The 12,419-nt window shown below is 73.1% G+C and carries 10 protein-coding genes; 3 read left to right on the plus strand and 7 right to left on the minus strand.

Going from position 1 to position 12,419, the window contains the following annotated elements; all coding sequences use genetic code 11:
- Window position 1 precedes the first annotated feature (1 nt).
- From AB0O36_RS33230 to AB0O36_RS33240, 3 genes are all read right to left on the minus strand, one after another.
- Window positions 2-814: an alpha/beta hydrolase gene (locus tag AB0O36_RS33230; RefSeq protein ID WP_365116781.1), complete on the minus strand. Its 813-nt coding sequence runs from the start codon at window positions 812-814 to the stop codon at window positions 2-4.
- 169 nt (window positions 815-983) lie between these two features.
- Entirely contained in the window at window positions 984-4,364 is a 3,381-nt protein-coding gene (locus AB0O36_RS33235; protein ID WP_365116783.1) for a S8 family serine peptidase, read from the minus strand.
- A gap of 140 nt (window positions 4,365-4,504) precedes the next feature.
- A complete protein-coding gene (locus AB0O36_RS33240) occupies window positions 4,505-4,675 on the minus strand; it encodes a hypothetical protein (RefSeq protein ID WP_365116784.1) in 171 nt (56 codons plus the stop codon).
- 185 nt (window positions 4,676-4,860) lie between these two features.
- On the opposite strand from AB0O36_RS33240, the gene AB0O36_RS33245 reads away from it, so the two are divergent.
- A complete protein-coding gene (locus AB0O36_RS33245) occupies window positions 4,861-5,871 on the plus strand; it encodes a TIGR01777 family oxidoreductase (RefSeq protein ID WP_365116787.1) in 1,011 nt (336 codons plus the stop codon).
- A 242-nt stretch (window positions 5,872-6,113) separates the two neighbouring features.
- A complete protein-coding gene (locus AB0O36_RS33250) occupies window positions 6,114-6,911 on the plus strand; it encodes a class I SAM-dependent methyltransferase (protein ID WP_365116788.1) in 798 nt (265 codons plus the stop codon).
- 134 nt (window positions 6,912-7,045) lie between these two features.
- On the opposite strand, the gene AB0O36_RS33255 is transcribed toward AB0O36_RS33250, so the two are convergent.
- The 4 genes from AB0O36_RS33255 to AB0O36_RS33270 form a co-directional block, all read right to left on the minus strand.
- Window positions 7,046-7,933, minus strand: coding sequence for a hypothetical protein (locus AB0O36_RS33255; protein ID WP_365116791.1), 888 nt, complete (start codon window positions 7,931-7,933; stop codon window positions 7,046-7,048).
- Between the two features lie 133 nt (window positions 7,934-8,066).
- Window positions 8,067-9,569, minus strand: a complete 1,503-nt coding sequence (locus AB0O36_RS33260) for a cellulose binding domain-containing protein (RefSeq protein WP_365116792.1) — start codon at window positions 9,567-9,569, stop codon at window positions 8,067-8,069.
- Window positions 9,570-9,759: 190 nt separating this feature from the next.
- Window positions 9,760-10,299 carry a GNAT family N-acetyltransferase gene (locus tag AB0O36_RS33265; RefSeq protein WP_365116794.1) on the minus strand — a complete coding sequence of 180 codons (540 nt, stop codon included), beginning with the start codon at window positions 10,297-10,299 and terminating at the stop codon, window positions 9,760-9,762.
- A gap of 100 nt (window positions 10,300-10,399) precedes the next feature.
- Window positions 10,400-11,098: a TetR/AcrR family transcriptional regulator gene (locus tag AB0O36_RS33270; protein WP_365116795.1), complete on the minus strand. Its 699-nt coding sequence runs from the start codon at window positions 11,096-11,098 to the stop codon at window positions 10,400-10,402.
- 134 nt (window positions 11,099-11,232) lie between these two features.
- Between AB0O36_RS33270 and AB0O36_RS33275 the strand changes: the two genes are divergently transcribed.
- On the plus strand, window positions 11,233-12,264 hold the full coding sequence (locus AB0O36_RS33275) for a medium chain dehydrogenase/reductase family protein (RefSeq protein ID WP_365116796.1): 1,032 nt from the start codon (window positions 11,233-11,235) through the stop codon (window positions 12,262-12,264).
- Window positions 12,265-12,419 lie beyond the last annotated feature (155 nt).

Consider the following 12,419-nt stretch of genomic DNA (forward strand, 5'->3'; position numbering starts at 1 on the left):
TTCAGCTGCGCGTACGGGCGGTGGCGGTGAAGAACTCGGTCAGCACCGGGGCGAGGGCTCCGGGGTCGACGTTGTGGTTCTGGCCGGGCAGGCAGCGCAGGGTGAAGTGGTCTGCGCGGGAGGCGAGTTCCTTCGCCGCGCTGCTCATCGCGGGGTCACCGGCGTCGCCGTGGGCGACGAGGACGGGCACGGACACGGACCGCCAGCGGTCCGCGGGCAGCGGCCGGCCGGACATCAGGCCGCTCATCACCCTCCCGTCGTAGGGGAGGGTGCGGGCGGTGGCCTCCCAGTGCGGCCAGAACGGCATGCCGCGCATGCCGGCGACGGCTTCCGCGGGCATGGCCAGGCCGGCCGTCAGGAAGTAGGTGAGCGCCCCGGCCGGGTCGCCTCCTGCCAGGAGTTCGGTGACGCGCTCGACGTAGTCCTCCGGCAGCGGGGGGCGGCTGTCGTCGACGACGAGCGGCGGTTCGTACACCGCGAGGCGGGATACGGCGCTCCCCCGGGCCACCGCCTCCAGCGCGAGCACCCCGCCGGAGGACATGCCGTAGAGGAGGACGGGGCCGCCGCCGGTCTGCGCGATCACGGCGTCCAGGTCGTCGAGTTCACGCGCGACCAGGTACTCGGCGTGGTCCCCGCTGTCTCCGCGGCCGCGGCGGTCGTAGGAGACGACCGTGAACTCCTCGGCCAGCAGTGCGGCGAGCGCGGCGTGCCGGGCCCGGGTCATGAGCGTGCCGCCGACGAGGACGAGTACCGGACCCGCTCCCTGCCGGTCGTACGCGATGGCCGTGCCGTCGGACGAGTAGGCGTGCTCCATGGTGATCCCCCCGGTTCACGGGCGCGCCGGCGAGGCGCGCGTTTCGACCGGACAGTCATATCAATGATCGTGCAGGGGGCGCGGAGCCGTCTCAGGAGCGGGCACGGGCCCGGAGACGGAAGTCTCCGGGCCCGTGCCGTCGGGGAGTGGGACGAGGGGCGGGTACGGGTCAGTCGGTGAGGTACGCGCGGATGACGGTGACCTCGGACTTGTTGCCGGCGGTGTCGACCACCGTGCCGCGCAGCGAGACGTGGCCGCCGGCCGCCGGACCCTGCACGGTGACCGCGCCGTCCTGGACCGGGAGGTTCTTCCACGTGTACCCGTCGTCGTAGGAGACGGACACGGTGAGGGACTTCAGACCCTTGCCGGCCGCCGGACCCTGGACGGTGACCGGCACCTTGAGCGGGTATCCGCCGTTGACGGTGCCCTCAGGACGGATGTCCGGGGTGAAGCGGACGACCGAGGCCGGCAGCTGCGCCTGGGTCCCGGCCGGGGCGGTGCCGGAGCGGAACCACCAGGTCGCGGTCACCTTGGACGAGGTGCGGGTGACGGTCTGGGGCCGGATGGACGTGGCCACCAGCTTGTAGGAGGCTTCGGCGGCGGGGACGGTGAAGGGCCCGGCGTCACGGAGTTCGGCGTTCTTGCTGCCGACGACGACCCCGTTGCGGTAGAGCACCGTCTTGCCCTTGGCCAGGAGGTCCGCGCCGTTGTGTCCCGCGCCGTCCGCGAGCAGCGGCAGCGTGCCCCGGATCCGGTCGCCCTCCCGGTAGAGGCCGAGTCCGGCCGCGGTGTCCACCCGGGGGCCGACGACGGCGGTGCCGAAGCGCTCCGTGTGGGTGCGGCCGCCCTGGTAGGCGCGCGGGCCGTCACCGACGTAGGTGATCTCCTCCTCCTGGGTGCCGTCCTCGTTCACGGCGTACTGGGTCGCGGACAGCTCCCACTTCGCGCCGTCGACCGCGGACAGGCGCCACTTCACCGTGTTCGGCACGGTTCCCCAGGAGAACGACGCGTTCTCGTTGCCGCCCCCGGGGAGGCGGCCCACGGCCCGCAGGGCGCCTTCCTTGCCGCCGGCCGATCCGCCGTGGGTCACCAGCAGGGTGGCCAGGTCGGAGTCCTTGAGGTGGCGGGTGTAGCCGGTGCCCAGGTGGCGCACCGGGCCGCCGAGCGCGGCGTGGTAGCCGCCGTCCTCGGCCCGCCAGTGGGTGTCCCACTGCTGGAACAGGGTGGTGCCGGCGACCGGTTCGGGTCCCTGGCCGCGGGTGCGCAGGTGGGCGTAGGAGGTCAGCCACCAGCCGAAACCGTACGTGGTCTCCCCGGCGCGCAGTTCGTAGCCGGGGGCGACGAATTCCTGGACGGCGGTGGGTGAGGGCACCGTGACGTCGACCGGCTTGGCGGTGCGTGCGTCGACGGCGACGGTGGTGGCGCGGGTGACGTCGAGTCGGGGCTGGGAGATCCAGTCGAGGCCGGATTCGAAGTCCTCCGGGTCGACGACGACGCGGGAGTCGAGCAGGTAGCTGCCCTTGGGGACGCGGATGGTCTCGGACGGGGAGTTCTCGTGGTTCTCGAAGCGCAGGCCGGTGGCGGGGCCGGTCAGGCCGTAGAGGGCGGAATAGTAGGTGGCGGGGTGCTTGCCGTCCCGGCCGGTGTGGCGGAGGGTCAGCGCGTACGACTCGACCTCGCGCTCGGCGACCACCGCCGTGCGGACGTTCTGCCCGGCGCCGGTCGCCACCGCCCGGCCGGTGTACCGGCCGTTGACGGAGCCGCCGAGGCGGGTGTTGAGGGTGAGCCCGGCGGAGGCGGTGCCGCCCGCGGGGACGGTGAGCTTCGCCTTGTCGAAGGCGAGGAACCCGGCCGGGGCGGGCTTGCCGTCGGGGCCGGTGGCGGTGGCGGACAGGTTCAGGGTGACCGGGGCGGTGCCCAGGTTGCGGTAGGTGACCTTGCGGGTCTCGGGGGCGTCGTCCTCGTGCGGCCACTGCCCTCCGGTGAAGGAGAGCGAGAGGGGTTCGGCGATCACCGACTGGCGGATGGCGTTGTCGACGGCGATACGTCCGCTGCCCTGCTGGAAGGGGCTGTACGCGCCGGGCTTGGCGGAGCCGACGAGGGCGCCCTTGAGCTGGGCGCCGGTCCACTTGGGGTGCTGCTGCTTGAGCAGGGCGGCGGCGCCGGCGGCGTGCGGGGTGGCCATCGAGGTGCCGGAGAGGGTCAGGTAACCGGGCGGGTTCTGGCCGAACCGGCGCTCGAGGACGCTGCCGGGGGCGGCGGCCGCGGTGAGGTCCACCCCGGGTGCGGTGACGTCGGGCTTGATGGCGCCGTCGCCGGTGCGCGGGCCGGTGCTGGAGAAGGGGGCGAGGACGTCGGCGTCGTCGACGGCGCCGACGGTGAGGGCGGCGTCGGCGCTGCCCGGGGAGCCTATGGTGCCGGGGCCGGCCTCGCCCTCGTTGCCGGCCGCGATGGCGAAGAGGACGCCCTTGTCGGCGGAGAGCTTGTTCACCGCGGCCTCGAGCGGGTCGACGCCGGGCGAATCGGGGCCGCCGAGGCTGAGGTTGACGACCTGGGCGCCCTGGGCCACGGCCCATTCCATGCCGGCCAGGATCCCGGAGTCGTCGCCGAAACCGCTGTCGTCGAGGACCTTGCCGTTGAGGAGCTTGGCGCCGGGGGCGACGCCCTTGAACTTCCCGCCCGACTTGGCGCCCGTACCGGCCGCGATGGAGGCGACGTGCGTGCCGTGGCCGTAGTGGTCCTTGGCGTCCGCGGAGGCGGAGAAGTTCTTCTCGGCGGCGACCTTGCCGCCGGCCAGGTCGGGGTGGGTGCTGTCGATGCCCGTGTCCAGGACGGCGATCTTGACTCCGGTGCCGTCGTATCCGGCGGCCCACGCCTTGTCGGCGCCGATCTGCCGGGTGCTCTTGTCCAGGCGTGCGGTACGGACGCCGTCGAGCCAGACACCGGCGATGCCGGAGGCCGTGGCGCGGCGGGTGGTGCCGGACTGCCGGTCGGTGAGGGCTTCCCAGAGGGTGGCGGCCTTCGCCGGGGTGGCGGTGACGGCCTCGGCGTTGAGCAGGGGGTAGGTGCGGTCGGGGCGCAGGTCGCCGGTGGAGCGGAGGGCGGACCGGGCTGCCGGGGCGGCACCGTCGTAGCGGACGATCAACCGGAGGCGTTCACCGCGGGCCTTGAGGTACTCGGGGCGGGTGAGTTCGGTGAGGTCGAAGAGCCGGGGGTCGAGCCGGCCGGAGTCGATCAGGCTCTGGGCGTCGAGCGGGACGAGGCTGGTGCGGCCGTTCTCGCGGCGTACGGAGACGGGTATCTTCTCGCGGCCCTTGGCCGGGACGAAGCCGGCCGGGCGGCCCCGGTCGTCCACGGTGACGCGGTCCCCGGTGATCAGGGTCAGTTGGGTGGTGGACCCCGGCCGGGCGGGCTGCCGGCCCTGCGGGGCGTCGGAGGGGCCGGGTGTGGGTGCGGCCGCGGCAGGTGTGGTCAGGCCCGCCGCGAGCGCGATGGCGGCGAGGGCCGCCACGGCGGCCGCCCCCGACCGCCGGTTGCGAAATGTGCGCACGTCAATTCCCCCTGGAGGACTGGCGATCGCCCGCGGGAAGAAGTTGACACCGCGGGAACCACAGTGTCACCCGCGCTCTGACGGCCAATCAATGACCGTTTCGCAACAGCTCATCGGGGGTGGAGGGAGGGTGGCAGGGGTCAGGTGTCGCGGCCGGCCAGGATGAGGTCGGCCCGGTAGTGGGGGCAGCGCGCCAGGTGCCAGGTCACCGACAGCCCGCCCTCGACGACCACCACGGTGCGCACCTGTCCGCTGTTCTCGTCCGCCCGGCACACCCGGCACCGATGCAGGGTCGTGGGGAGCAGCCCCATCACAGCCCCCTCTCCGAGCTTCCGAGCCGGCAGGCTCTGCGCGGCATACGGTCCACACCTATCAAATCCGGGCGGACCATGCCCTGTTACCCGCACGTTCGGTACGAAGAACCGCACATCCACTTCGTTGAACCTGTTCAAAAAAGGCGGCTATGCTGGTGCCGAACCAATCCGAGGGGGTTCCGATGAAGATAGTGCTGCCCGGAGGAACCGGACAGGTCGGCACGATCCTGGACCGTGCACTGACCGCGGCCGGCCACGAGGTCACCGTGCTGACACGGCGTCCTGCCCGCGCCCGCGACATCGGCTGGGACGGGGTCACGCTCGGGCGGTGGGCGGAGGCGGTCGACGGCAGCGACGTCGTGATCAACCTGGCCGGCCGCAGCGTCTCCTGCCGCTACACCCCCGGGAACCTGCGGGCGATGATGGACTCCCGGGTGGATTCGGCCCGGGTGGTCGGCGAGGCGATCGCCGCCGCCGCGCGGCCGCCGCGGCTGTGGCTGCAGATGAGCACGGCGACGGTCTACGCCCACCGCTTCGACGCGGCGCACGACGAGACGACCGGGGTCATCGGCGGTGCGGAGGCCGGGGTCCCGGACTACTGGGCGTACAGCGTCGAGATCGCGAAGAACTGGGAGCGGGCGCAGGCCGAGGCCACGACGGCCGCGACCCGCAGGGTGGCGCTGCGCTCGGCCATGGTGATGAGCCCGGACCGGGGCGGTGTGTTCGACGTGCTGTCGAGGCTGGCGCGGCTCGGTCTGGGCGGACCGGTGGCCGGCGGCGCGCAGTACGTCTCGTGGATCCACGACGCGGACTTCGTGCGGGCGGTGGAGTTCCTGATCGGGCGGGAGGACATCGAGGGGCCGGTGAACCTCGCCTCGCCCGGCCCCCTCCCGCACCGCGCGTTCATGCGTGCGCTGCGCACGGCCTGGGGCGTACCGGTGGGACTGCCCGCGACGCGCCGGATGGCCGAGCTGGGGGCGTTCGCCCTGCGTACGGACACGGAGCTGCTGCTCAAGAGCCGCCGGGTGGTGCCGGGCCGGCTCTGCTCGGCCGGGTTCACCTTCGCGTATCCCGAGTGGGACGGCGCCGCGAAGTCGCTGGTGAGCCGGGCCAGGCGGGAACGCAGGGAGGTACGCGTGCGCGCTCGTGCGGCAGCGGGCCGTGGCGCCGCGAGCGGGCACGCCGTGGGATAGGGCCCCGGGCCCGGGCGTGGGCCGATCGGCTCAGGCCCGGCGCGCCCCGGCCGTGCGGGCGGCCGTACGGGCGGCCGCCGGTGGAGGATCGGTGTGGGTGGCGGCCACGGGACGGGCCGCCCGGCACGCACCACCGCACGAAGAGGTCCGGCCATGACACTCCCAGACGACCCGCTGCCGTCACCGTTTCCCGGGCTCCACGGGGCCCGGGGCGGCACACCGGCCGCGGCCGCGACCGAGACATGACCGGCGCCACGGGCGGCGGACGTTACGGTGAGGCGGTCTTCCCGCCCGGCCGGGCGGGCGAGGCCGAGCGCATCGACTTCGGGGCCCTCGCCTACGACGACATCACCATGGCCCGGCTCCGGGCGCTCGGGGCGGGCCCGGGCTGGCGCTGTCTCGACGTGGGGGCCGGGACGGGCACCGTCGCCCGCCGGCTGCTCGGCGAGGCCGGGGTGGAGAGCGTGCTCGCCGTGGACCGCGACGTACGGTTCCTCGCTGCGCGGCCCGCGCCCGGGCTCGACGTGCTGGAGGCCGACGTCACCGCCCCGGACTTCGGCCCCGGCCGGTTCCGGCTCGTCCACGCGCGGTTCGTGCTGATGCACCTGCCCGAGCGGGAGCGCCTGATCACCGCCTTGGCCGCACTGGTCGAGCCCGGTGGTGTGCTGGTGCTCAGCGATGCCGTCGACCTGACCGGCGACCGTACGCCCGACACGCCGTACGGCACGGTGATGCGGGCGATGTGGGAGGGGCTGCGGGCCACCATCGGCACCGACGTCTCCTGGGTGCCGTCGTACCCGCAGCTGCTGCGCGGGGCGGGGCTGGGGTCCGTCGCCGCCGAGGTCCATGTGCCTCCGCTGCTGCCGGACAGTCCCATCAGCCGCTTCTGGGCGGACACGTGGGAGCGGAGCAGGGCGGCGATGCGGGCCACGGGCCTGGTCGACGACGCCGGCGTCGACACGGCGGTCCGGTACCTGGAGTCGGACGAATGCGCCGCGCTGTCGGCCGGGATGCTGACCGCCTGGGGGTGGAAGCCGTAGGAGGCCGGGGCCGACCGGTCTCCCGTGCCGACCACGGCGGTCCTTACCGGCGGTCCCCACCGGCCGTTTCTCCGGCCTTTTCTCCGGCCGTCCCTACCGGCCGTTCCTACCGGCCGTCCCGGGGCGGGTGGAGGTCAGCGGGTGACCTGCCGCGCTCGGGTCGCGACGGCGTGGGCGAAGCGCCGTACGGCTTCGGGGTGGTGTTCGAGGAACAGGTTCGGTTCGACGAGTTCCAGCTCCATGACCACCGGCTTCCTGTCGTCGTCGAGCGCCAGGTCGACCCTGGCGAAGAGCGGGACCTCCGCGGACGGCACGGCGGCGAGCGCCGCCGCCGCGACCTCCGTCTCCTCGCGGGTCGGCCGGTACGCGGTGACGTCGGGGTGCGCGATCCGGTCGTTGTCGATGACGCCCGGCTCGGTCAGCAGCGGCCCCTTGCGGATCGCGTGACTGAACTCGCCGCCGACGAAGACGAGGGCGCGTTCCCCTTCCTCCACCAGGCGCAGGTACGGCTGGACCATCGCGACCCGGTCCTGGTCGAGCAGCATCCGCGCATGACTGCGGGCGTCGGCGTGACGGCCGGGCTCGTAACGTGCCGTGTCGACGGCCCCGGCGGAGACCGCGGGTTTCACCACCAGTCCCGCGTGCTCGGGGAAGCAGTCCGGCCCGTACTGCTCGCCGGGCTCGATGAAACGGGTGGGGACGACGGCGACCCGCCGGTCCGCGAGGTCCCGGAGGTAGCGCTTGTCGCTGTTCCACCGCACCACGGACGCCGGGTTGTACAGGCGCGTGACGCGGGCCGTCCGGTCCACCCAGGCCAGGAACTCGTCGAGGCGTTCGGTGTAGTCCCAGGTGGAGCGGACCACGGCCATATCGAACCCCTCCCACACCGCGGGCCCGGCGTCCCAGCGCACGGGCTCGGCCGACAGGCCCTCGTCCCGCAGGGCTGCCACGAGCGGTCCGAGATCCGCGTCCGCCTCCAGGCCCTCCTCGCTCGTCGCGATCGCCACCCTGGCCGCACTCATGCCGCTCCCCCCATGCTCCCGGTCATATCGGTCGTACCGGGTCCTCGGTCGTACCGGTCCACACTCTATGCGGGGAGGGCGGGAGGAGTGGCTGCGGAGTGCGGCGGCGGGTACCGGCCGGCGGGAGCAGCCGCTAGCGGACCGCGGCGAAGGCCTTGGTGAAGGCGAGCGGCTGCTGGAGGACGGAACTGCACGTCGGGTCGGCGTGGTCGAGCGCGCCCGCCGCACACTGGCGGTCGCGGGCCGCGGACCACATCGCCAGCCGGCCGATGCCCTTGGAGCGCGCGAACTCCGCCAGCTGCGTCGCGTCGGAGACGGTGAAGACCTCGCTCGCGACGTCGTTGACGCCGATCATCGGCGTGACGGCGAGCGTCTTCCAGGCGGCCGAGTCGGACAGGCCCAGCGCCCCCTTGATCTGCGCCTGGGTGGCCGTCGCCGCCTGGATCGCGTACTGGCCCATGTCCCCGCTGTAGGCCGGGCCGTAGTCCATGGCCATGATGTTGACGCCGTCTATGCGCACCCCGGCCCGCTTGGCGCCGGCCAGCAGCGTCACACCCGGCTGGGTCAGGCCCTCCGGCATCACGGGCAGGGTGAAGGCGACGTCCAGCCCGGGGTGCGACTTCTGCAGCCTGGCGATCGCCTGCGCGCGGCGGTCGTTGGCGGCGGTGTCGGGGAGGGCCGCGCCTTCGATGTCGAAGTCGACCTTGGTCAGCCGGTACCGGTCGATGACCTTGCCGTACGCGGCTGCCAGGTCGTCCGCGGTGGCGCAGTTCAGGGCCAGCTCGCGGCCTGCGGCGCCGCCGAAGGAGACCCGTACGTCACCGCCCTTCCCGCGCAGCGCGCCGATCTGGGCGGCGACCTTGTCGCTCGCGAGGTCGGTGACGCCTCCCCACAGGGGCGTGCAGCCGCCGCCGGCGGTGATGAAGGCGAGGTGGAACTCCTTCACGCCGGTCTTGGCGGCGGTGTCGAGCAGGTCGTAGGCCGGATAGAGGGAGGTGTCCACGTACGGGGCGAAGCGGGCGCCGCCGGACGGGGTGCCGGTGGTCGGCGTGGGTGCGGGGTGCGTCGCGGTCGGGGTGGGCGTCGCGGTCGGGGTGCGGGTGGGGCGGGTGGACGGCGCGGTGGTGGGGGTGGGTGTGGGGGTGGCCGTGGGGGCGGTGCTGGGGCGGCCGGTCGGGACGGGCGTGGCGCCTTGGTCCGCCGAGCACTTCGCTCCGTTGATCCGGCAGGCCGTCGGGGCACCCGGACTGCCGGCACCGCTCATCACGAAGCCCACGGTGACGGACGCCCCGGCCGCGAGCTCGCGGTTCCATGCCGCGGGCTTCACGGTGACGTGCCGTCCTTCGACGGCGTGGGTGCCGTTCCACAGGGAGTCGATCCTCGTTCCGGCGGGCAGGTCGAACTGGAGGTCCCAGTCGGACTGCGCTTTCCCGGTGAGGTTGGTGATGACGTACTGGCCGGTCGAACCACCGTTCCAGGAACTGGACTTGGTGTAGACGGCGCCGACCGCGGCGGCCTGCGCGGTGCCGGTGAGGACGACGGCGGCGCCGCCGCCGATCACGACGGCGAGTGCGGCCCCGCCGATTGCCTTCGCCTTGGTTCCCGCCCTGCGTCGGTGCCCGTTCGTGCTGCCCATTGCGTGCCTGCCTGCCTCTGGTTACCGGTGGGTTGTGATGCGGCAGCACGCTAGTCGCCCCGAACAGGACAAATTCCCGATTCCGGGCGGCCGTTGAGACTCTTAGGTTCCGTTTAAGGAAGCGATGGGAGGGCCTTAAGCCATCACTCGACATCACCTGCCATCACATGCCTCACATGCCTCACATGCGTCACATGGGGAACGAGTGCAGTCGCACCGGTCCGGGCGGCCAGGTCACGTCGTCGCGCAGGGGCGTCCACATGGTCCGTAGCGGCATCGGCACGGGACCTCCGGGCTGCTCCACGTGGACGTCCTGGTCCACGGCCTGCCAGCCGAGCCGCTCGTAGAAGGGCACGAGGGGAGGTCGGCAGAAGAGCAGCCCGTGCCGCGGGCCGAGGGTGCGCGCGTGATCCAGGGCCGCGTCGACGACCAGCCGGGCCAGGCCCTGGCCCCGCAGGTCGGGCGCGACGGCCACTCCGCCCACGCCCATCACCTCGGTGTCGAATCCCCCGGCCGACAGGGGCAGCCTGAGCAGGCCCGCATGGGCGACGAGGCGGCCCCCGAGCCTGACGCCGAAGTGGACTTCCTTGGGCAGCCAGGTCAGACCGGTGTGGGCGACGCCGAACGGGTCGTCGCCGCCGCCGAGGATTTCGCTCTGCTCCGCCTTCGTGTAGCGGGTGAGACGCACGGCGGCCCGGCGGGCGGGCTCGGGTGAGGGGTGATCAGACATTCCTTCATGATCCTTCGCGCAGCCGGAGGCGCCAACCGGGTTACCGGTCAAGGACCTTGTCGGCCCCTGACCGGCCGGTCCGCCCGCTGCCGCGGCCCTCTCAGGCGCCTTCGGGTCCGAGGAGGGCCTCGACCTCGGAGGCGTAGAGGAGGGCGGGGTCGAATCCCATTCCGGTGAAGTGGCCCGCGAGTTCGAGGGACAGGACGCCGTGCAGACGGCTCCAGAAGGCGAGGGCCCGGCGCAGCGCCGCCGCGGGGGCGGGGTGTTCGCCCGCCCAGGCCCGGTGTTCGGCAAGGTGCGCTTCGAGGGGCTCGGCGGCCCCTGCCCCGGAGGCGGCCTCTACCCCGGGGGCGGTCCCCGCCCCGGGGTTCGCGGCGGCGCAGGCGTCGAGCAGGACGGCCATGATCTCGGAGGCGATGCGGACGGTGCCCTCGGGCGCCCGGTAGCCGGGGACGGGAGTCCCGTAGACGAGGAAGTACCTCTGGGGGTCCGCCAGGGCCCACCGGCGCAGCGTCTCGGCGAGGCCGGTGAGGTCGGCGGTGCCGGCCCGGGCCCGGTCGCGGAAGGCGTCCGCGAGGCTGCGGTAGGCGTCGCCGACGAGCGCGGTGATGAGTTCGTCGCGGTTGGCGAAGTAGCGGTAGAGGGCGGGGCCGCTCATGCCCATCTGCTTCGCGATGGCATTGAGGGAGAGGGCGGACGCTCCGGCCGTGCCGATCTGGTCCCGGGCGTGCTTCTTGATCTCGTCACGCACCTGTGCGCGGTACCGCTCGCGCGGGGTCCGCGCATCCGTTTCGGTCACGGTCTGCCTCCTGCTCCGCGGATGGGATCCGGATCCATCGACCGTTAGAGGCTATCACTTTCCTTCTTGACTCTCACGGAAGTGTGGTTATACCTTCTAACCAACACGAGCGGTTCTAGCGAAGGAGTTCGGTCATGGAGAACGAAGGTCTCGTCGAGGTCGTCCTGCCGGGGATCGTGGCGCCGGAGGGCCTCCGGCTGCGGCGGGGGGCGGTCCCGGCCGCCGGACGCGGGCAGGTCGTGGTCGCCATGGAGGCGACCGGTGTCTCCTTCGCCGAGCAGCAGATGCGCCGCGGGCGGTACTACGACCAGCCGCCGTTCCCGTTCGTGCCCGGCTACGACCTGGTGGGCACGGTCGTGACGGCCGGGGAGGGGGTCGGGCAGGGCCTGCTCGGGCAGCGGGTGGCCGCGCTGGTGAAGGTCGGCGGCTGGGCCAGCCATGTCGTCGTCGACGCCGAGGACGTCGTCCCGGTGCCGGACGGCCTCACCGCGGCCGAGGCCGAGACCGTGGTCGTCAACGGCATCACCGCCTGGCAGATGCTCCACCGCAGCGCCCGGGTGCGCGCCGGGCAGACCGTCCTGGTGCACGGCGCGAGCGGTGGCGTGGGCTCGGTGCTGGCCCAGCTGGCCCGAGCGGCGGGCGCCACGGTGATCGGTACGGCCTCGGCCCGGCACCACAAGGCACTCCGCGAACTGGGGGTCCTCCCCGTCGACTACCGCGCCGGAAACGTCGCGGAACGGGTGCGCGAGCTGGCGCCGGGCGGTCTGGACGCCGTCTTCGACCACCTGGGCGGCCGCAGTGTGACCGACTCCTGGAAGCTGCTCGCCCGGGGCGGCGCGCTCGTCGCCTACGGGAGCGCTTCCACCCGCGACGACAACGGCTCCAAGCAGCTGCCCGTACTGAAGATCCTCGCCCGCACCCTGCTGTGGAACGCCCTGCCCAACGGCCGCCGGGCCTCCTTCTACAACATCTGGGCCGGTCGCGCGCTCGACAGGACCGCCTTCCGCGCACGGCTGCGGGCCGACCTCACCGAGGTCTTCGCCGCCGTAGGCCGTGGCGAGGTCGTCGCCCGCATCGCGGCCCGCATCCCGCTCGCCCGGGCCGCCGAGGCCCTGCGCCTGGCGGAGTCCGGCACGGTCGCGGGCAAGATCGTGCTGACACCTTGACATCCTCCCCTCCCTGAAGGGAGGGGATTCCTAGCTCACTTCGCCTGACTCCTAGCAGGAGGCAGGGCTTACAAGATCAGCACTAGCCGGGTTGAGACCAGCCCGGACGAGCATCACGCGGGCGGAGTTCTTGTCCCTGGGGGACGAGGTTCCGC

The sequence above is a fragment of the Streptomyces sp. NPDC089799 genome, from assembly GCF_040684755.1.
Classification (GTDB): Bacteria; Actinomycetota; Actinomycetes; order Streptomycetales; family Streptomycetaceae; genus Streptomyces.